We start from the raw sequence: 19,845 nt of genomic DNA on the forward strand, positions 1-19,845 counted from the left end.
CCGCCGTGCCGCACCCCGCCGGGACGGGGAACGCGGACCGGGGCGGCCGGGCCGGGACGGGAGGTCCCGGCGGCGCTGCGCGCGAAGTCAGCTGCTCGCCACCGCGCCGTCGGCTCCGGCGTCGGGGCCGGGTCCGGGGAGGTCGCGAGGGCATGCCGTGGAGGCACAGAGAGCACACTGCGGGGTCAAGTGTACTACAGGGGCCCATCCGCCCTGCACACGGCCGGGGGCCGCCGACCGGGCTCCGGATCCGTCCACAGCACGGTCCCGGGCGGCCCGCTGCCCCGCACGGGGACCGACCGTGGGGGGATGCTCATCCGATCCGCCCGGCCCCGCCGGGTCCGCCGCCCGCGGCGTCCCCGGGCGGGCCGGGCCGCGGCGCTGGTGCTCTCGTTCGCCCTCGGGGCCGCCGCCCTCTCCCCCGGTTCAGCGGCGCAGCAGTGGGCGTGGCCGCTGGCGCCGCGACCGGCCGTGGTGGGCGACTGGGTCCCGCCCGCCCAGCGGTGGGCGCGGGGGCACCGGGGCGTGGACCTCGAGGCGGCTCCGGGCGCGACCGTGCGCGCCCCGGCGGCGGGGACGGTGAGCTTCGTGGGGTTCGTGGTGGACCGCCCGGTGCTGACGCTCGACCACGGCCGGGGTCTGCGCTCGAGCTTCGAGCCCGTCGAGTCGGCCCTGGTCGCCGGGGACCGGGTGCACCGCGGGCAGGTCGTGGGCGTGCTGCGCGGCCGCGACCACTGCGGTCCGGGGAGCTGTCTGCACTGGGGCGTGCGCCGGGACGGCGACTACGTCAATCCGCTCGGGTTCGTCGGCGCGCTCGACCCGTCGGTGCTGCTGCCCGTGCCCGGGGAGCGGCTGCGGGCGCGCGCTCAGCCTTCGTCGTCCTGAGCGTCCTCGACGCCCTGCTCGACCTCCTGCTGGAGCTCCTCGGCACCTTCCTGGAGCTCGCCGGCGCCCTCCTCGACCTCCTGCTGGACCTGGTCGGCGCCCTCCTGGACCTGGTCGACGCCTCCCTCGACCTCCTCGGCGCTGGTGTCGCAGCCGGTCAGCGCGGCGAGCGCCAGGGCGGCGACGGACAGGAGGCTCCACGACGTGCGGCGGCTCATCTCGGGGTCCTTACGGTGGGTGGTGCGCGGATCGGACCACCAGTGCACCACATCCACGGCGGCCGCGCACCCGGTGGAGCGGACGGGCCGACAGGAGCACCCCTCCCACCGTCAGGGGCACGGTGAAAGGGGTGACGGGTAGGGCCGGTGGGGCTTGAACCCACGACCGAAGGATTATGAGTCCTCTGCTCTGACCAGCTGAGCTACGGCCCCGCGCCGGAACGGGCCCGGCGGCGCAGCACCACGTTACCGCACGAGCGAGGCCAGCCTGCTCCGGATCCGCCCCGGGCCCGGGGCACGGGCGCGCGCGGGTTCCGGGTGCCCGCCGCGGTAGAGCCGCAGGAACGTCTCCAGGGTCCGCGGGAAGCTGTGCTGGGCGACCTTGCGCCGGCTCTCGCGGCCCATCCGTTCGCGCTCCTCGGGCGGGGCGCCCAGGACGAGGGCGAGCTTGCGCGCCAGATCCTGGGCGTCGCCGGGGGCGAAGAGCCAGCCGTTGACGCCGTCCTCTGCCAGGTGCGGCAGGGCCCGCGCATCGGCCAGGACGACGGGCCGGGACGCCGCCATCGCCTCGAGCGTCACCAGGGACTGCAGCTCCGCGGTTCCCGGCTGGCAGAACACGTCCGCCCGGAGGTAGGCCGCGCGCAGCTCCTCGTCCGGGACGTACCCCAGGAAGCGCACCCGCTGGGCGACGCCGAGGGCCCTCGCCAGTTTCTCGAGCGCGGACCGCTGCTCGCCGTCGCCCACGAGCTCCAGGTGGGCGTCGAGCTCGGCGGGCAGCAGCGAGAGGGCCTCGATGAGCACGTCGACGTTCTTCTCGACCGCCAGCCGGCCGGTGAACAGGACGGTCGGGTGTCCGGCCCGCCGCCGCCCCTCGTCGTCGTGGGCCTCGTAGTCGGCGATCCGGATCCCGTTGGACACGGCGAGCACGGTGTCGGGGAAGCCGTGGCGGCGCATGGTCTCCACCGCGAGCGGGGTGGGGGCGGTCACCACGTCGCAGGCGCCGAACACCCGCACCATGTCCCGCCACGACACGGCGCGGTACCGGTCCAGCACCCACGCCGGGAACGGCAGGAACGGCTCCAGGTTCTCGGGCACGAAGTGGTTGGTGGCCACCGTGCGGATGCCCCGCCGCCGGGCCTCCCGCACCAGCATCCGGCCCAGGATGTAGTGGTTCTGGACGTGGACGATGTCGGGGCGGACCTCGTCGAGCACGCGGCGGATCTCCCCGGCGACCTGCCACGGGAAGCACAGCCGGAAGTACGGGTGGGTGAACGCCCGGTGGGAGCGCAGGCGGTGCTCGACCACGCCGTCGTCCTCCGCCCGGCACGACGGCCCCGGTCCGGGGCGGGCGCACAGCACGTGCACCCGGTGACCCTGCTCGTGCAGGCCGCGGGCGAGACGGTGCCCGAACTGGGCGGCCCCGTTGACGTCCGGCGGATAGGTCTCGGCGCCCAGGAGGACGGTCAGGTGGCGGTCGGAGGACGTGGTGTCGGCGCTCAAGCGTGTCTTCCCGGTGGTCGGTCGTGTGCTGGGCGGTCGGGTGCTGAGGACTGCGGGGCCGCGGGACGCGGTGCCGAGGATCCCGGGGCTGGTCGCGTCCGGTCATGCCGTGCGAGCTCGGCGCGGCGTTCGAGCACCTCCGGGTGGTGCTGCGAGAGCACGGCGACCCCGACTATAGCAACGCCACCGGCCGCGGCCATGAGGACCCCGACCGGGACGGAGAAGCCCGGTGCCGCCTCGCCCAGGACCAGCATCCCCAGGAGCACGCCCACCATGGGGTCGATCACGGTCAGTCCGGCGATCACGAGGTCCGGCGGCCCGGCCGCGAACGCCGTCTGCACGAACCACCCGCCCAGCACGGCCGCGACCACTGCCGCGCCCACCGCCAGCCAGTTGACGTCGTCCAGGGGCGTTCCGGCGCTGCCCTGGATGCGGATGAGCGTCAGCCGCACGAGCACCGCCACGAAGCCGTAGAGGATGCCGGCCCCCACCACGTAGAAGGTCCCGCCCAGACTGCGGCCGAACATGGCCGCGGAGACCGCCAGGACGCAGGTCAGCACCACGAGCATGACCACCACGGTGTGCTCGGCCCACCGCGAGATGCCCCGGGCAGGATCGGTCGCCGCCACGGCGCACGTCACGAAGACCGCGCCGCCCGCGGTGCACAGCCCGATCGCCGTCCAGGTGCGCCGGTTGATCCGCAGCCGGCGGTGCCGAGCGTGCAGCAGCGTGGTGATGACGAGGGCCACGACGCCGATCGGCTGGACCACCGTCACGGTGGCCAGGCCGAGCGCGGTGACGTTGAGCGCGGTGCCGGCGCCCAGCAGCGTCAGCCCCAGCAACCAGCGGGGACGGCGCAGCAGGACCGCGAGACTGCGCAGGCCCAGCCGTCCGTGCGCGACGTCCGCCACGGCGCTGCCCTGCTGCTGCGTCCCCACCGCCAGGCACACGGCCGAGAGCAGCGCCAGGGCGACGGCCAGCCACTGGCTCATCGCGCCCTCCGATCTGTCGTCACGCCCGGGAGTCTATCGACCCGGCCCACCCCTCCGGCCCGGGGCGCATGGACACCCGGTGAACGCACGGGGAAGGCCCGGAAGCCTGTGGCTTCCGGGCCTTCGACCGGTGCGCTCGTCCACGGGCGGGCCATGGACGGCGACGTCACCGGAACAGCTTGCGCAGGAAGACGACGAACGCGCTCCCCGCCACGGCCAGCACCGTGAGCGGCTGCCACCGCTCGCCGATTCCGGCCTGCCCCGTGCCGGACCGGGAGCCGGACTTCGCGCCGCCCTGGGCGAGCAGACCCTTGACGTCCTTCGGGGTGGTCTTCACGGTGCGGCTGGTGCGGTCCATGAAGCCCTTGGTGGTGGACTGGATGGTCTCCGCACGGCCCTGGACGTCGTCGCGCAGCGTCTTGAGGTGCTCGCGGCGCAGCTTGAGCCGGTGCCGCAGCTGCTCCTCGGTGGGCGCCGGGGGCTTCTGCCGCGCCGGGTCCTGGGCGGCTTCGCGCTTCTCCTGCTCCTTGCGCTCGCGGGCCAGCTGCTCCTCGCGCTGGACGCGGCTCTCGGTGTAGGCGGAGCCCTCCTTGACCACGCCGAGGTCGTACTTCGTCCCGAAGACCGCCTTGCGCGGCACGAGCGGAAGGGCCTTCTTGATGGTCGACACCCCGATGAGCGCCGCGACGGCCAGGATGATGAGGAACAGCACGGCGAGCAGCAGGGCCGCCAGCCAGGCCGGCATGACCTGCGCCAGACCGGCGATCGCCGCACCGACGAGAGCGATCGTGGCCAGCAGCAGGAAGACCAGGCCGACGACAACGAAGGCCGCCCCCTTGCCCAGCGTCTTCGCCTTCTCCGTGAGCTCGAGCTTGGCGAGCTGCGCCTCGTCCTTGAGCTGCTTGGGCAGCAGCCGGGCGAAGACCTTGACGACGTCGAGGATCGACGCCGATCCGGGGTCGGAGTGCTCCGACCCCGTTCCCGACGTCCCGCCCGTGCTGGGGCCTACCGAATGACTCATGCCCGCCTCCGTTGATGATGAGAAAAGTACGTGGACTGAGCACCAAGCTACCATCGGGGACGCCGACGGCGGGCGAGCACCGGGCCGTGACGTGGCCTGCCGCGACGTGCGGAGGGGCCCGTCCGGTGTCCCGGACGGGCCCCTCCCGTCAGTGCGTCAGGGTCGGACTCAGCGTCGGTCCTACTTGTCCCGGCCCTTGCCCTTGTCCTTGCCGTTGTCCTTGTCCCAGTGCCGGTCCTTGTCCTCGTCCTGCTCGAAGTAGACCTTCACGTACCGCTTGTTGCAGACCTTGTCCGTCTTGCCGGTCCGGTCCACCTTGCGGGCGTCCCTGTAGTACTCCCGCCAGTCGCCGCCGTGGCACTTCTCCTTCGCGATGGAGGCCGCCCTCTCGAGGCTCTTGTCCTCGAAGGTCTTCGTCCTCCAGTGGCCCTTGTGCCGGTAGTTGACGACGACATCCACTTCGCCGTTCTTCCGCTCGTCGTACCTGCTGTGCCTCTTGTCCTTGTCCTTGTCCTTCTCGCGGTCGCCGCCGCCATCGGCGAGCGCCGGTCCTGCTCCCCCGAACAGCAGTCCCGCCACGGCGACGCTTGCTACCAGCTTTTCCAGAGTTTTCACTGTGCTCCCCCTTGGTGTATCAGGTGAGATGAGCTTAATTCGCTTCTGACAAGGGACTCAATAGCAAACGGTGACGATCGGGGTGCGTTCCGGTCACGCTTCGGCACTACCGCTCGGTGGACCCGCTGGTAGTCACGGAGTGAGTTCGGTCCGGGATCCCGGCAGTCCGGCGCTCCGGGCTCCCGCCCCCGCTCGGGCACCCCGGCGCTGCGGGCGGCGCCGTGCTCGCTCCGCGGCTCTGCCGAGGTATCCCGCCCGGGAACGGACCGCTGCTGCGACCGACCCCGGTGATGGGAACGGCACTCGAGGCAGCCGTTCACTGCCGAGGCCCCGAGAGCGGGGACAACGCTCCCCGGCGGACGCGAGACGCATGACGGCCGTGACCGGCTCGGCGAAGCGTGCGTGCAGAGTGTCTCCGCCTGGAGAGATCGGCATGGCGGCCGGCCGTTGCGGGCAGGACGACGGACGCGACGGAGAGCTCGCAGGCGGGATTGCCGCCGAACGTCGTCTGCGCCGGGACCTCGGCCCCCTTCATCAGGAAGGAATCGGCCTCGATGCACGCTCCATCGCCGATCGTGACGCCGTAGTGGATGAAGGCGTTCACCCCGACGGTGCACCCCTTGCCGAGGGTGATGCCTTCGAGCTTGAAGGCGCCGTCCTCCATGGAGTGGCACTGGACGAGAGCCCGGGCGTTCAGCGTGCACCCGTCACCGACCGTGACGATGGTCTTCTCGGGGAAGAAGCATCCGTCGTCGAAGACCCGCTTGCCCATCCGCACACCGAGCAGCCGCCAGACCACGGGCTTGAACGGTGTGCCGTTGAAAACCTCGACGACTCCCTCGATGATGAACTTCCAGAAGCGTTCGTGCCGCCAGAATCGGGCGTCGTAGATGGAGCAGAACAGTGGGTCGAGCCGACGGAATCCGAGGGAGGCACGCTCGATCAGGATGAGGAAGCCGAGGGTGAAGACGAACAGGACGATGAATGCCCCGCTGACCGCCAGGACGTCGTACAGGGAGTGCAGCGCGACGGCGTAGGAAGCGACCAGCAGCGCGACGGCGACGAGGATCCACCGGCTGAGCATGAAGAGCAGCAGCGTCACGGCGTTGTGCTTGTTCTTGCCCCGGAGCCCGGCCCGCAGATCCGCACCGCTCGTCCTGTCCCGAATCTCGATGTCCCGGCGCACGGAGCGCGGAATCTCGAAGGACGGGGAGCCCAGGAGACCGACACCCTGGCGGACCGGACCGTCCACCGGGACCATGGCCTTGGTGCCGAGCAGACAGTTGTCGCCGGTCCTACCGCCGGAGGGATAGTGGATGTTGTTCCCGAAATAGTTCTTCGAACCCACCGACGCGGGCGCGATCCTGAACGAGCTGCTGGAGTACTCCGCGTTCATGACGGAGAGCCCGTCGGCGATCATCGTGCCGCTGCCGATGGTGACCAGGAACGGGTTCTCGTGCTTCTGCGCCACACCGAAGTTGGAACCGGTCTGCACGAGCCCTGGTTGTTTGTACCCCAGTAGACGCAGGTAGTGCACGATCAGCGAGCTGTCCCCGGTCAGCAGCATGTAGAAGCGCACATTGGTGAGCCGGGCGACGGCGCGCTGGAGGACGTAGTGCACCCCGTACAGCGGATAGACCCGGTCCGGCTCGAGGAACAGATTCAGCACCCGGGGCACGACGGCGACAGCGACGAGGCCGGTCACGGTCGTCCCGAAGAACAGGACGAACGACACCAAGATCAGATGCAGGAAGAAGGCCGGCTCCGTGTGGTCGAGGTGGCCGGTCGACAGGTAGCTCGGCAGTAGCAGGGCGAGAAGGCCCAGACCGATGACAGAGACGAAGAAGACCCGGTTGATGACGGTGAAGACGCTGTACGCAATGCGCCGGAGGGTGCTACAGACCGCGGGCTCGGCGGCGCGGTAGTCCGTGTCGGTCGGCTCGGCCGGCGACCCGTGCCAGCGCTGCCCTGGGGGCACGGCCTGGTGGGCATGCAGGGCCGAGACGTGGCCGAGCTGGGCGTCGTCGCCGATGGACGTGCCGATGTCCAGAACGGAGGCCTCGCCGACCAGGACGTTGCGGCCGATCGTCACGGGGCCGGTCTGGATCATCCCGCGGTGCGCCCGGTAGCAGTTGAAGACCGTGTCCTTGCGGATGACGGTGTCGTCACCGATGGACAGGAGGTCCGTGCAGGCCGGCACGACGGGCGACAGGATGACGGTACGCTTTCCGACCTTCGCCCCCAGGGCCCTCAGGTACAGGGGGTAGACGGGCGTACCCACGAACATGCCCATGGGATTGGCGCGTATCAGGGTCTTGACCACCCAGAACCTGAGATAGCGCGCTGTCCAGAGGGGAAACTCCTCGGTCTTCCACCGGCCGATCAACAACCACTTGGCCACGACGGGCAGCAGGATCGTCAGAAGAAGGATCAGGAAGCCGAAGAGGAACGAACGCCACAGCACGCCGAGGATTCCCTGGCCGCTCGACGCGAAGAGATAGCCCTCCAACAGGAGGGAAGGAGGCCCAGAGCGTCGACAGGAGGAAGAACAGCGCCTGCACCGCCCCGCACACGGCGTACCGGAGGGCGCTCACCTGCGCGGGCAGCTCCGCGGCATCGGACGGGGGCGCGACCGCGCTCGAACCGCTGGCACTGCCCTCCCCGACGACTGCGGCCAGGGCAGCGACGGTCGGGTTGAGATAGATGTCACGCATCGCCACGCTCGGCACGCGCTCGTCCTTGCGTAGGCGTCCGCAGAACTGCGCCATCAGCATGGAGTTGGCGCCGAGGTCGTTGAAGAAGTGCGCCGCCGAGGAGACCTTCTCCACCCGGAGGGTCGCCGACAGTGTCTCGGCGAGAATCTGCTCCATCCCGGAGACAGGGGCGATGTACTCGTCACCGCTGCTCGTGGTCCGGGGTCCGCGCGGAGCCGGGAGGTTCTTGCGGTCCACCTTGTCGCTGGGCAACGTGGGCATCCGGTCCAGCCGCTCCAGGTAGGCCGGCACCATGTATCCGGGCAGTCGTTCCCGGAGGTGCTCGCGGATCCTCTGCGCCTGCAGCTCGTCGACGTCGTGGCGAACGGTGTAGTAGCCGACGAGCTCCGGGCACCCTGGCTCCGGCTCATAGGTGTTGACCACGGCCTGGACTATGCCGGGCACGCGGAGGAGCACGGACTCGATCTCGCTCAACTCGATGCGGTAGCCCCGCACCTTGACCTGGGTGTCGATGCGGCCGTGGTACTCGATCTCCCCGTCCTCGTTGAGCCTGCCCAGGTCCCCCGTCCGGTAGATCCGGCCGGACGGGTTGTCGGGGATGCCGAGGAAGTCGGGGATGAACGCCTTGGCCGTGAGATCGTCCCTGTTGACGTACCCTCTGGCGAGTCCGATGCCCGCCAGTCCGATCTCCCCGAGATCACCACGAGGAAGGACCCGTGCGCTCTCAGGATCCAGGATGACGGCGGAGTACGTCGGCAGGGGTTCCCCCAGTGTGACCGCGCGATCCGGGCGGGCCACCGCCATGGTGGCTGTGACCGTCGCTTCGGTGGGACCGTAGACGTTGAGGAAGCGACGCCCGGGCCGGTGCCACCGGACGATCAGATCCCGGGGGCAGGCCTCGCCGGAGACCAGGAGGAAGCTCAGGTCGGGAAGGTCGTCCTCGATGGTCGACAGCAGCGTCGGGACGCAGCACATCGCCGTCACCCGCTTCTCGGTCAGGAACTCGGCCAGCTCGGCACCGAGCAGCGCGATACCACGGGGCTTCGGCACGAGCGTCGCCCCGACCATCCACGGAACCCAGATCTCTTCGACGGAGAAGTCGAAGGCGATGGTCATGCCCTGGTACACGCGGTGGTGTGGCTGGATCCCGTAGACGTCGGCGGCGACACGGACGAAGTTGCAGATGCTGGCGTGCTCGATGGCCACCCCCTTGGGGCGGCCCGTGGAGCCGGAGGTGTAGATGATGTAGGCGAGGTCGTCCTGGCCCGCCGTGCTCTGCAGGGGAGGCACGCGCGCGGAATCCTGGCCGTCGATCCAAGCCTGCTCGCGGTCCAGGCACAGAAGAGGTGCGGTGGCCTCCGGAAGAACGGCCTCCAGGCTCGCCAGCGTGAGCACTCGTGAGACCTCGGCGTCCTCGATGATGTACGCGATCCGGTCCGGGGGAAAGCCAGGATCGAGGGGCACGTAGGCTGCATGGATTTTCAGCACTGCGAGCATGGCCGTGTAGGCGGGTACGGCATGGTCGAAGAGCAGGGCGATCCGGTCACCCGGGCCTGCACCGAGTGCCAGGAGGTGGCGGGCCAGGCGGTTCGCCCGGGCGTCGAGCTCGGCGTAGCTCAGACGCGCCTCGTCCGTGACCACGGCGAGGCGGCCCTCCCGACCTTCGTCCTTGACACGGTCGCAGACGGCCTCGAAGAGCTGCTCAAGTCGAGTCCCCCGTCGCCCGATGACGTGTTCGTCGCCCAGGAGGGACGTGTGCACCGGACCGACATGCTTCGACGGCAGGGCCGACGGCGCCAGGTCGTACCGCTGCGATGTGCTGTCAACACTCGAACTCATGTGGCTCCCCCAACGCATTTCAAAGAAAGCCGTGACGTCAACGTGACAATGCCCTGGCATCACGGCTTCAATCGACCTTCTGGAGCCTCCGGAATCCCCTTGCCGGAGTGGTCGGACAGAAATCAGCGTAACCCCGCGAATGCAAACGTTGGAGACTGTGCGGCGATGTTTCTGCAGGTCAGATAGGTGCCAACGCAAATACGACATGCAGATGCAGGTATTTTGCATGGTGACAACGAAATGCCGGTAATGTTCGGAAATTCCTGGGCAGTAGCATTTGCAAGTGACTAAGGTCTGTGCCATGTCGAGGGAATTCAATAACCGGCCGGTAAATACAGAACGAGGTCCTGGGGCATCGCGCGGTCCGGCCGACCGGAGCGCCGTTCGGCCGTGGCCGGCTCCCCGAATTCCTGTCTCGACCGGACACGTTCGCCTGAGGCAGTATCCGCCAGGACAGGCACGCAGCAGCACGCGACCGACGAGCGTCCGACCTGAACACGGATCGACTCGATGACCGTCTCGCTCATTTCTCATCCATCGGGAGTCGTCACCATGTCCACCAGCATCTTCGAGGACCTCGAGTCCGACGTCCGCAGCTACTGCCGCAGCTGGCCGGTGGTCTTCGAGACCGCTCGCGGCTCGCGGCTGCACGCCGAGGACGACGAGGTCTACCTCGACTTCTTCTCCGGCGCCGGGGCGCTGAACTACGGGCACAACGATCCGGATCTGAAACGTGCGCTGCTCGAATACCTGGCCGCCGACGGCGTCGTCCACTCCCTGGACACCTACACCACCGCCAAGCGCCGCTTCCTCACCGCCTTCGAGCACCATGTCCTCCGGCCGCGCGGCCTCGACCACAAGGTCCAGTTCACCGGACCCACAGGAACCAACAGCGTGGAGGCCGCCCTCAAACTCGCACGGCTGAACACCGGGCGCACCGGCGTCACCGCCTTCACGAACGCCTTCCACGGCATGACCCTGGGGTCCCTGTCGGTCACCGGCAACGCCATGAAGCGCAACGGCGCGGGGGTGCCACTGCCGTTCGCCACCACCGCACCGTACGACGGCTATCTCGACGACCCGTCGTGGGGGCTGTCCTGGCTGGCCAGGACGTGGGCGGACTCCAGCTCCGGGGTGGAACGTCCCGCCGCCGTCATCGTCGAGACCGTCCAGGGCGAGGGCGGCCTGAACGCCGCCCGTGCCGGGTGGCTGCGGGAACTCGAGGCGCTCTGCCGGGCGCACGAGGTCCTGCTGATCGTCGACGACGTCCAGGCGGGCTGCGGGCGCACCGGCACCTTCTTCAGCTTCGAGGACGCCGGAATCACCCCGGACATCGTGTGCCTGTCGAAGTCCATCTCGGGCTACGGACTGCCCATGGCGCTGGTCCTCCTGCGCCCCGAGCTGGACATCTGGCAGCCCGGCCAGCACAACGGGACGTTCCGCGGCAACAACGCCGCATTCGTCACCGGCACCGCCGCGCTGGAGAAGTACTGGGCGGACGGCGGCACCTTCCAGCGATCCGTCGTCGAGCGCGGGAGGCAGCTCGGGGAAGGCCTCTTGCGGATCGCGGCGCTGGTGGAGGGAGCGACCTGTCGCGGACGGGGCCTGCTCGCCGGGGTCCACTTCCCCGACCCGGAACTGGCGGAGCGGATCGCCGGCGCCGCCTTCGAACGGCATCTGCTCGTCGAGACCTCGGGCGCGCGGTCCGAGGTCCTCAAGGCCATGCCCGCGCTGAACATCACCCGAGAAGACCTCGACAAAGGCCTCGAGGTGCTGATGGACGCCACGAGGGCCGTGCTCGCCGATCGCTACCCGATCGACTCCTCGCACGTGGAAGCCAGGGAGACGATGCCCAGCACCAGCGGCCGCTGAGCTCCGGGCGGCACCGCGGTGCCGCCCGGGGAGCCCCGGTTCCGGTGCGGTCCCGGCTCTCAGCCGGGATCCGCTCCGGCGGAGGCAGCCAGCGAGCGCCGGCGAGCGCCCTTCGCCACGGCGCCGACCACCCGCTCCAGCGGCCCCTGGCCCAGTGCTCGCTGCCACGCCACGGCGAACAGGACCGCCGTGATCAGCTGGATCGTGAACCACAGGTAGGGCCGGTCGTAGTGGACCTCGAAGGACAGTGCGACCAGGTGGGCGGTGTACAGGGACAGGGTCATCGACCCCATCGCCGAGAGCGGCAGCAACCAGGCGCCGAGCGCCCTCGAGATCAGCAGGAAGAAGCCCAGGACCGCCAGGCCCGTCCCCAAACTCGCAGCAAGGGCCAAGGGAGTATTCGTGTGCGGCGACGCGATTGCCAGCCACCACCAGGTGTCCGTGGGCAAGGACTCCGACCAGATCAGCACTTCGGCCACGTCCTGTTCATCCATCGACGAGGCCTCCAGCAGCTGCTCATAGCCCCCGGCGACGTAGAGGAGGACGGACGAGACGCCTCTTGCGCAGGCTGCCATGGCCACGCCGGCCGCCAGCAGGCGGACCTGGATCGTTCTGCTCCTGAGGTCGACTCGACCCAGCCCCAGGCCGACCAGCAGATAGGACAGATAGGCCAGGGCCGGGTAGGTGCCGGTCAGCAACAACTGGGTGGTCGTCGCCACGGGTTGCGTCAGCAGATCCCCGAACGTGGGGTTGCCGGCGACGAACCCGGGCAGGTCGTCGCCCAACAACTGCATGAGCACCGGAGCCATGACCAGGAAGACTGCCGCCGAGCCGAACAGCATCCTCGGACCCACGTGGAGGAAGGGAGCGGCCAGCAGGAAGAAAACGCCGTAGTAGATCAGGATGTTGTCCACCGGCAGAGCGTCGGACATCAAGGAGCCGATTGCCAGTCCCAGCACGGCGATCAGCACGGCCCGCACCACGAGCGCCACCCGGTCCGCGGTCAGCTCCCTGCCCCCGTGCGGTCGGGTCCCGCCGGAGGCCAGGGCCAGGCCGACGCCGGCCAGCAGCGCGAACAGCGCCGCCGAGTCCCCGTAGAAGAGGATGTAGGACCAGGTCGGCTCGAGGGTCTCGTCGTCTGCGTACGGCAGGACGTGCACCGACATCAGGCCGATGAGTGCCAGTCCGCGGGCCGCGTCAACTCCTACCAAGCGTCTCGTCTGCTTCCGCGCGGTACTCCGTGCCCGGGGAGCGGGAGGTCCGACTGTCCTGGCCATCCAACGCATGGTTCCCCCTGTGTGCCGGACGCCGCCCGGGATCTCGGCGCATCCGGAGCCGCCCTCGACCAAGGATGCGGCCCGGACTTCTGCTCCCGCTAGGAGGAACCTGAGGATTCCATAAGACTCCCGCCAGGGCCGACGGCTCGCACCCCGGCGCTTCCTCCCCGGCAGGGGCCGTCATCGTCGCGGCCGGTCCCGTCACAGGCGGTCGGCGAGCGGATGGCGGGTCCACGTGGCGCCCGGCCGGACCCGCACGGGCCTTCCCCCAGCAGCGGGCCGGATCCGGCGCCCTGGGCCGGGATGTCCGCCGAAGAGCGGGCATTACTTTCGCGACTGGATGCGAGTCAATGGAAGGGAGCTTGATCCGAGCTCCCGCCGGAAGGACGAACACCATGACCGCCATCCCCCACGCCCATCCCGCCGAGTCCCTCGTCCGCACCGGCGTCGTCGGCGCGCTCGCCGCCCGGGGCGTCACCGTCACGTCCGTGGAGATGCTGTCCGACGGCCAGGAGTGGGCGGTGACCGTGTCCTCCCACCCCGAGGGGATGTCGGAGACCGAGGTCCGTGTGGCGGTCTGGACCGCCGTCCTCAACTACACGGCCGTCTTCGACGTGCCCGCCCCCGCGGACGGGGTCCGGATCAGCGTCACGGGGTGAGGCACGCCCCGCGCCGGGACGACGCCGGGGCGGCACGACGAAGGCCCCCACGAGCGTCTCCGCTGGTGAGGGCCTTCTGCTGGGCTCCCCCGACTGGACTCGAACCAGTAACCCTTCGATTAACAGTCGAATGCTCTGCCAATTGAGCTACGGGGGACCGTGCACGCACGCGTGCAACGAGCCATCACTTTACCGCCCCCGCCGGGCTTCGACAAATCCGGACCCGCCCGGGCGGGTCAGTCCTGGCGGAGGCCGCGCCGCTGCATCTCCAGCTCCAGCAGCTCGCGCTGGAGCTGCTGGTAGCGCTCGCGCTGCCCCGTGGGGTCCGTGCGCTGGAGCTCCGCCAGCCGGTCCGACTTCCGCCGGTTGATCTGCAGCTCGAAGAGCCGGTTGAGGATGTCCGCGGTGTAGCGTTCCAGCTGCTGCTGGGTGGTGGCCGGCAGCGGCGTCACGGCGAGCTCGGCGAGATAGCCGTGCAGGGGCTCAGGCAGGTGCGCGCGCACCGCGTCCACCCAGACCTGACCGTTGGGCACGGCGGCCCCGCCCTCGAGGAGCCCGGCGCGGGCGGCCAGGACCGCGTCGTGCACGGCCCCGTGCACGGGGTAGCGGAAGGCGCTGAGACCGAACTCCTCCCAGTGCCGCTCGAGCATGAGGTCCGGGCACTGGATCACGGTCTCGAGCGCCTCGCGCTCCATCCGCGCCACGGGCTCGCGGGCGTCGGGCAGCTCGACCGGGGCGGCCCCGGACGCCTCGGGCTCCGCCGGTCGGTTCGGCGCGGGGCGCTCCTCGTGCTGGGCGCGGCCCGCCGAGTCGACGGCGCGCTGGACCTCCGCCGGCTCGAGGCCGAGCCAGCCCGCCAGCTGCCGCGCGTAGGCGGGGCGCAGGGAGCGGTCCCGGATCCGCGCCACGATGGGGGCGCAGGCCCGCATCGCCCGGATGCGGCCCTCGATGGTGTCCAGGTCGAAGTTCTTCAGCGTCGCCCGGATCGCGAACTCGAACAGGGGGCGGCGGTTCTCCACGAGCTCGGCCACGGCGGCGTCCCCGCGGGCGAGCCGGAGGTCGCACGGGTCCATCCCGTGGGGCTCGACCGCCACGTAGGTCTGCGCCACGAACTTCTGGTCCTCCTCGAACGCGCGCAGGGCGGCCTTCTGCCCGGCGGCGTCGCCGTCGAAGGTGAACACCACCTCTCCCCCGCCGCCGTCGTCGGAGAGGAACCGCCGGACGATCTTGATGTGCTCGGCCCCGAAGGCGGTGCCGCACGTGGCCACGGCCGTGGTCACGCCCGCGAGGTGGCAGGCCATGACGTCGGTGTAGCCCTCGACGACGACGAGGCGCCGCTGCTTGGCGATCTCCCGCTTCGCGAGGTCGATGCCGTAGAGCACCTGGGACTTCTTGTACAGGGCGGTCTCGGGGGTGTTGAGGTACTTGGGGCCCTGGTCGTCGTCGTGGAGCTTGCGGGCGCCGAAGCCGATGACCTCGCCGGCGACCGCGCGGATGGGCCACACGAGCCGGCCGCGGAACCGGTCGTAGAGACCCCGGTTGCCCTCGGAGAACATGCCGGTGAGCTTGAGCTCCTGGTCCGTGAAGCCGCGCTCCCGCAGGTGCTTGAGCAGGTGGTCCCAGCCGCGGGGCGCGTAGCCCACGCCGTAGCGCCGGGCCGCCTCGCCGTCGAAGCCCCGCTCCCCCAGGAACTGCTGGGCGGGGGCCGCCTGGCGGGTGTAGAGGTTGCGCTGGAAGAACTCCGCGGCGACCTTGTGCGCGTCCAGCAGGCGCTGACGGCGCCCGACCTCCTCCTTGTTCGGCCCGGAGCCCTGCTCGTAGTGCAGCTCGTAGCCCACCCGGGCCGCGAGCTTCTCCACGGTCTCCGAGAAGGTGGTGTGGTCCATGGTCATGAGGAAGGAGATGACGTCCCCGGACTCGTCGCAGCCGAAGCAGTGGTACGTGCCCATCTGCGGCCGCACGTGGAAGGACGGGGTGCGCTCGTCGTGGAACGGGCAGAGCCCCTTCCAGGAGCCGATGCCGGCGCTCTTGAGGGTGACGTAGCCGTCGACGATCTCCTTGATGTCGGTGCGCGCCCGCACCTCGTCGATGTCCTCGCGTCTGATCAGTCCTGCCACAGGGACAGTCTAGGCGCGCGCCCGGACGGCGGAGGGCCGCCCCGGGCCGCGCGGTGGATCACCCTGCGGCCGGGGGCGGCCCGTGGAGCGGGAGCCGCCAGAGGCTCAGCGGGAGCGTTCCCGCAGGTCCTGCCGGGTCCGGGTGCCGGTGAGGGCGAGCCCGCCCAGGGCGCCCACCGCGGCGAAGGCGAAGAAGCCCCACGGATAGGCCAGGCCGGCGGTCAGCAGGGTGCCGCCGACGACGGGGCCCGAGATCGCCCCGAGTCGGCCCACGCCGGCGGACATGCCCAGCGCGGTGGCGCGCACGCGCGGCGGGTGGTTGGCGGCGGTGAACGCGTAGACGAGCACCTGGGAGGAGAACACGAAGCAGCCGGTGACGAAGATCAGCACGTAGATGCCGAGCAGCGGCAGCTTGATCGCCAGGCCCGCGAGCAGCACGGCCGAGCCGAGGAACCAGATGATGCCCGCCACGCGCGGGGTGATCCGGTCGGCCACCCGACCGGCGACCGCCAGCCCCGCGATGGCGCCCACGTTGAGGACCAGCAGGAAGCCGAGGGAGTTGCCGAGGTCGTAGTCGGCGGCGCGCATGATCTGCGGCAGCCAGGTGTTGAGGCCGTAGACGAGCAGCAGGCCCATGAAGGACGCGACCCAGATCGCGATCGAGTTCCGGCGCCAGCCGGCGGAGAGCAGCATCGAAGCGCCGACCGTCTCGGCCTGCTCCTCGGCGGTGTGGTGCTCGAGGTGCACCCCGTAGTGCTCGGCCACGGCACGGGCCTCGGCGGTGCGCCCCTTGGACGCGAGGAACGAGGGCGACTCGGGGAGGAACACCAGCATGAGGGGCACGAGCACCAGCGCGGGCAGGGACCCCAGGACGAACATCTCCTGCCAGCCGAACTGGCGGACGACGACGATGGCGATCGCCGCGGTCAGCACCGCGCCGACGTGGTAGCCGGTCATCACGAGGGTCGTGGCGTTGGAGCCCCGGCCGAGACGGGCGAACTCGGTGACCATCGCGATGGCGGTGGGCAGGCAGCCGCCGAGGCCCAGGCCGGCGAGGAAGCGCAGGAGGCCGAAGACGAGGACGCTCGGGGAGAACGCCGCGGCGAAGGTCAGCAGCGAGAACAGGACCACGGCCCCGATGAGCATCTTGCGGCGCCCCAGCCGGTCGGTCAGGTACCCCATGGTGAGGGCCCCGATCATCATGCCCACGAGGCCGACGGTGGCCACGGCGGTGCCCTGGGCGGTGGTCATGCCCAGCTCGTTGTTCTCGAGCATGGACGGCAGGACCGCCCCGAGCACCACGGCGTCGAAGCCGTCCAGCAGCACCGCGATCCAGCACAGCGGCGCCACCCACGCCCGGGAGCGCAGGACGGGCCGGGCGCCCGAGGAGGAGGGGGACGCCGCCTGCGGGGCGGGTCCGGTGGAGTTTCCCATGACGATCAGACCTTTGTGAGGAGGAGCACAAACGCGCCGATTCTAGGGAGCGGCACCGCGTGCGACCCAGCCCACAGTCATTGAACGGGATCGGGAGCCGCCCCCGGCGGGTCGGGTCACCAGAGCGGCTTGTCCCCCACCCGCCAGTGGGTGCCGCGGATCCGGTCGTGCAGGGACACGGCGGAGAGGTCGGTGAGGGACGCGATCTGGTCCACGACGAGGCGCAGCCGGGCGGCCTCCGTGCCCGGCCCCTCGCCGAGTTCGTGCCAGTCGGCGGCGAAGGCGGGCGAGAGGTAGCGGCCGTCCGAGTCCATCAGCGCGCCCACCAGGATGGAGAGCACCTCCTGCTGGTTGTCGTAGATCGGCTGGGCGTCGCGCACCGTGATGACGTAGGTCGTGGCGATGCCCTTGAGCACCCCGATCTCCTCCGTGGTCTCCCCGGGCACCACGAGCTGGGCGTCGTAGCGGGTCAGCGGGTCCTCGCCGTAGATGTCCCGGGTGGCGCCGACCGCGGACATCGCGAAGCGGCCGATGAGCTGGCTCGTCATGTTCTTGAGCCGGGCGAGGTCCTTGCGGGACCCGTCCATCTCCCGGACCCACAGGGACGAGTCCTCGAGGCGGGTCAGGGCGGCGTCGAGGGACTCGGGCGCGGCCTCGGGCAGGTACCAGCGCCGGGTGAGCTCGAGCACCCGGTCCCGCTGGGTGGTGTCGGCGAGCCAGCCCAGCTGCACGAGTCCGGAGGCGATCGCGTCCTCGACGTCGTGCACGGAGTAGGAGATGTCGTCGGAGAGATCCATGACCTGGGCCTCGAGGCACTTGGTGCGCGCCGGGGCGCCGTCGCGCAGCCACGCGAACACCGGCAGGTCGTCCGTGTAGACCCCGAACTTCGGGGACCGCGTCCCGTCCGGGCGCAGCGGCGCCTCGTGGGCCTCCCACGGGTACTTGCACACCGCGTCCAGCACGGCGCGGGTGAGGTTCAGGCCCGCGGGGCCCCCGTCGTCGTCGAGCACCTTGGGCTCGAGCCGGGTCAGCAGCCGCAGGGTCTGTGCGTTGCCCTCGAAGCCGCCGATGTGCTGGGTCAGCCGGTGCAGGGCCGACTCCCCGTTGTGCCCGAAGGGCGGGTGGCCGAGGTCGTGGGAGAGGCATGCGGCGTCGACGACGTCGGGGTCGCAGCCGAGCATCCGGCCCAGCTCCCGGCCGATCTGGGCGACCTCGAGGGAGTGGGTCAGGCGGTTGCGCACGAAGTCGTCGGTGTCCGGGGAGACGACCTGGGTCTTGGCCGCCAGCCGCCGCAGCCCCGAGGAGTGCAGGATCCGGGCGCGGTCCCGCTCGAAATCGGAGCGGTACTTGTTGTGGTGGTCCTCCGCCACCCAGCGCGCGACGTCGCGGGCCTCGTAGCCCGGGGCGGGTGCGCCGGTGCGGTCGATCTCGATGGACGTGTGGGACATGCCCGGTCCTTTCCGTGTCGTGGGGGCCGGCTCAGCCGCCGGAGACGTCGAGCTCCGCCGCGACCAGCCCGAGGCGCTCGGCGTCCCCCAGCTCGCGGGAGTCGAGCCAGCCGTGCGGGAGCTGGGCCCGCTTCGGCGTTCCGGCCCGGCCCCGGGGGCCCTCGACGGCGTCCCCGGGGTAGCCGAGGGACAGGTCGAGCTCGGCGAGCAGCTCACGCAGGGTCGCGAGGTCGGGCACCTGGGCCATCCGGGCGCGCAGGGCCCCGCCCACGGGATAGCCCTTGAAGTACCAGGCGACGTGCTTGCGGATCTCGCGCAGGCCCTTGGCCTCGTCGCCGAAGGTCTCGACGAGCAGCTCCGCGTGGCGGTAGATCGTGCGGGCGACCTGGTCCACCCCGGGGCGGAAGCGGTCGGGGCGGCCCTCGAAGGCGGCCTGCAGGTCCCCGAAGAGCCAGGGCCGGCCCTGGCAGCCGCGCCCGACGACCACGCCGTCCACGCCGGTCTGCTCGACCATGCGCACGGCGTCCTCGGCGCTCCAGATGTCCCCGTTGCCGAGCACGGGCACGTCCGGCAGGGCCTCCCGCAGCCGGGCGATGGCGTCCCAGTCCGCGGTCCCCGAATAGTGCTGCTCGAGGGTGCGCCCGTGCAGGGCCACGGCCGCGACGCCGCTGTCGCGGGCGATCCGCCCGGCCTCGAGGAAGGTCAGGTGGTCGTCGTCGATGCCCTTGCGCATCTTGACCGTCACGGGGACGTTCCCGCGGGAGGCCTCCTGGACGGCGGTGCGCACGATCGCGGTGAACAGGTCGGTCTTCCAGGGCAGGGCGGAGCCGCCGCCGCGCTTGGTGACCTTGGGCACGGGGCAGCCGAAGTTCAGGTCGATGTGGTCGGCCCGGTCCTCCTCGACGACCATCCGGACGGCCTGGCCGACGTGGACGGCGTCGACGCCGTAGATCTGGATGGAGCGGGGCGTCTCGTCCGGGTCGTGGTCGATGATCCGCATCGACTCGGGCCGGCGTTCCACGAGGGCGCGGGCGGTGACCATCTCCGTGACGTAGAGGCCGCCGCCGTACTCGCGGCACAGCCGGCGGAACGCCTTGTTGGTGACCCCGGCCATGGGGGCCAGCACCACGGGGACGTCGATCGTGAGGTCGCCCAGGTGCAGCGGCGGCAGGTCGAGCCGGGCGGTCTGGTTCTCGGTACGGGTGTCCATCACCGGGGAATTCTCTCACGGACGGGGACGCCGCAGGGCCCCGG

At 70.7% G+C, this 19,845-nt stretch carries 14 protein-coding genes, 2 tRNA genes and 1 pseudogene; 3 read left to right on the plus strand and 14 right to left on the minus strand.

The window, feature by feature from the left end; genetic code table 11:
- Positions 1–309 precede the first annotated feature (309 nt).
- Positions 310–885 carry a M23 family metallopeptidase gene (locus Q0817_RS00110; protein ID WP_298582414.1) on the plus strand — a complete coding sequence of 192 codons (576 nt, stop codon included), beginning with the start codon at positions 310–312 and terminating at the stop codon, positions 883–885.
- On the opposite strand, the gene Q0817_RS00115 is transcribed toward Q0817_RS00110, so the two are convergent.
- The 8 genes and pseudogenes from Q0817_RS00115 to Q0817_RS00150 all read right to left on the minus strand — a co-directional run.
- A complete protein-coding gene (locus Q0817_RS00115; protein ID WP_298582416.1) occupies positions 867–1,103 on the minus strand; it encodes a hypothetical protein in 237 nt (78 codons plus the stop codon). The two genes, Q0817_RS00110 and Q0817_RS00115, sit on opposite strands and share 19 nt — an antisense overlap.
- 139 nt (positions 1,104–1,242) lie before the next feature.
- Positions 1,243–1,316: transfer RNA gene (locus Q0817_RS00120), tRNA-Ile, on the minus strand.
- Between the two features lie 33 nt (positions 1,317–1,349).
- Positions 1,350–2,603, minus strand: coding sequence for a glycosyltransferase (locus tag Q0817_RS00125; RefSeq protein ID WP_298582419.1), 1,254 nt, complete (start codon positions 2,601–2,603; stop codon positions 1,350–1,352).
- The gene (locus Q0817_RS00130; protein WP_298582422.1) at positions 2,600–3,595 is read right to left on the minus strand and encodes a DMT family transporter; all 996 of its coding nucleotides are present in this window, start codon (positions 3,593–3,595) and stop codon (positions 2,600–2,602) included. The genes Q0817_RS00125 and Q0817_RS00130 overlap by 4 nt, the downstream gene beginning before the upstream one ends.
- Positions 3,596–3,761: 166 nt before the next feature.
- A complete protein-coding gene (locus Q0817_RS00135) occupies positions 3,762–4,616 on the minus strand; it encodes a phage holin family protein (protein WP_298582425.1) in 855 nt (284 codons plus the stop codon).
- Between the two features lie 180 nt (positions 4,617–4,796).
- On the minus strand, positions 4,797–5,231 hold the full coding sequence (locus tag Q0817_RS00140) for a hypothetical protein (RefSeq protein ID WP_298582427.1): 435 nt from the start codon (positions 5,229–5,231) through the stop codon (positions 4,797–4,799).
- A gap of 316 nt (positions 5,232–5,547) precedes the next feature.
- Positions 5,548–7,695: a Pls/PosA family non-ribosomal peptide synthetase gene (locus Q0817_RS00145; protein WP_298582430.1), complete on the minus strand. Its 2,148-nt coding sequence runs from the start codon at positions 7,693–7,695 to the stop codon at positions 5,548–5,550.
- Between the two features lie 262 nt (positions 7,696–7,957).
- A pseudogene (locus tag Q0817_RS00150) lies at positions 7,958–10,318 on the minus strand (amino acid adenylation domain-containing protein); the annotation flags it as partial.
- A gap of 18 nt (positions 10,319–10,336) precedes the next feature.
- Here Q0817_RS00150 and ectB point away from each other — a divergent pair.
- Entirely contained in the window at positions 10,337–11,656 is a 1,320-nt protein-coding gene (ectB, locus tag Q0817_RS00155) for a diaminobutyrate--2-oxoglutarate transaminase (RefSeq protein WP_298582433.1), read from the plus strand.
- A 59-nt stretch (positions 11,657–11,715) separates the two neighbouring features.
- On the opposite strand, the gene Q0817_RS00160 is transcribed toward ectB, so the two are convergent.
- Positions 11,716–12,867 carry a heparan-alpha-glucosaminide N-acetyltransferase domain-containing protein gene (locus Q0817_RS00160; RefSeq protein WP_298582435.1) on the minus strand — a complete coding sequence of 384 codons (1,152 nt, stop codon included), beginning with the start codon at positions 12,865–12,867 and terminating at the stop codon, positions 11,716–11,718.
- A gap of 461 nt (positions 12,868–13,328) precedes the next feature.
- Between Q0817_RS00160 and Q0817_RS00165 the strand changes: the two genes are divergently transcribed.
- Positions 13,329–13,592: a hypothetical protein gene (locus tag Q0817_RS00165; RefSeq protein WP_298582438.1), complete on the plus strand. Its 264-nt coding sequence runs from the start codon at positions 13,329–13,331 to the stop codon at positions 13,590–13,592.
- An 84-nt stretch (positions 13,593–13,676) separates the two neighbouring features.
- Here the strand turns inward: Q0817_RS00165 and Q0817_RS00170 are convergent.
- The 5 genes from Q0817_RS00170 to dusB all read right to left on the minus strand — a co-directional run bounded on the left by Q0817_RS00170 (position 13,677) and on the right by dusB (position 19,801).
- Positions 13,677–13,749: transfer RNA gene (locus Q0817_RS00170), tRNA-Asn, on the minus strand.
- A gap of 79 nt (positions 13,750–13,828) precedes the next feature.
- Positions 13,829–15,709, minus strand: coding sequence for a DNA primase (dnaG, locus tag Q0817_RS00175; protein WP_298582440.1), 1,881 nt, complete (start codon positions 15,707–15,709; stop codon positions 13,829–13,831).
- A gap of 105 nt (positions 15,710–15,814) precedes the next feature.
- Complete coding sequence (locus Q0817_RS00180; protein WP_298582443.1) at positions 15,815–17,143, minus strand: aromatic acid/H+ symport family MFS transporter; 1,329 nt, start codon at positions 17,141–17,143, stop codon at positions 15,815–15,817.
- A 116-nt stretch (positions 17,144–17,259) separates the two neighbouring features.
- Positions 17,260–18,591 carry a deoxyguanosinetriphosphate triphosphohydrolase gene (locus Q0817_RS00185; protein ID WP_298582446.1) on the minus strand — a complete coding sequence of 444 codons (1,332 nt, stop codon included), beginning with the start codon at positions 18,589–18,591 and terminating at the stop codon, positions 17,260–17,262.
- A 31-nt stretch (positions 18,592–18,622) separates the two neighbouring features.
- Positions 18,623–19,801: a tRNA dihydrouridine synthase DusB gene (gene dusB / locus Q0817_RS00190; RefSeq protein WP_298582449.1), complete on the minus strand. Its 1,179-nt coding sequence runs from the start codon at positions 19,799–19,801 to the stop codon at positions 18,623–18,625.
- Positions 19,802–19,845 lie beyond the last annotated feature (44 nt).

This window comes from uncultured Kocuria sp. (assembly GCF_947500125.1).
Classification (GTDB): Bacteria; Actinomycetota; Actinomycetes; order Actinomycetales; family Micrococcaceae; genus Kocuria.

What these genes read in the sequence shown, in the direction of transcription:
- Q0817_RS00110 (WP_298582414.1), top strand. Translation starts at nt 310, where the DNA reads ATGCTCATCCGATCCGCCCGGCCCCGCCGGGTCCGCCGCCCGCGGCGT.
- Q0817_RS00115 (WP_298582416.1), bottom strand. Translation starts at nt 1,103, where the DNA reads ATGAGCCGCCGCACGTCGTGGAGCCTCCTGTCCGTCGCCGCCCTGGCG.
- Q0817_RS00130 (WP_298582422.1), bottom strand. Translation starts at nt 3,595, where the DNA reads ATGAGCCAGTGGCTGGCCGTCGCCCTGGCGCTGCTCTCGGCCGTGTGC.
- Q0817_RS00135 (WP_298582425.1), bottom strand. Translation starts at nt 4,616, where the DNA reads ATGAGTCATTCGGTAGGCCCCAGCACGGGCGGGACGTCGGGAACGGGG.
- ectB (WP_298582433.1), top strand. Translation starts at nt 10,337, where the DNA reads ATGTCCACCAGCATCTTCGAGGACCTCGAGTCCGACGTCCGCAGCTAC.
- Q0817_RS00165 (WP_298582438.1), top strand. Translation starts at nt 13,329, where the DNA reads ATGACCGCCATCCCCCACGCCCATCCCGCCGAGTCCCTCGTCCGCACC.
- Q0817_RS00180 (WP_298582443.1), bottom strand. Translation starts at nt 17,143, where the DNA reads ATGGGAAACTCCACCGGACCCGCCCCGCAGGCGGCGTCCCCCTCCTCC.
- Q0817_RS00185 (WP_298582446.1), bottom strand. Translation starts at nt 18,591, where the DNA reads ATGTCCCACACGTCCATCGAGATCGACCGCACCGGCGCACCCGCCCCG.
- dusB (WP_298582449.1), bottom strand. Translation starts at nt 19,801, where the DNA reads ATGGACACCCGTACCGAGAACCAGACCGCCCGGCTCGACCTGCCGCCG.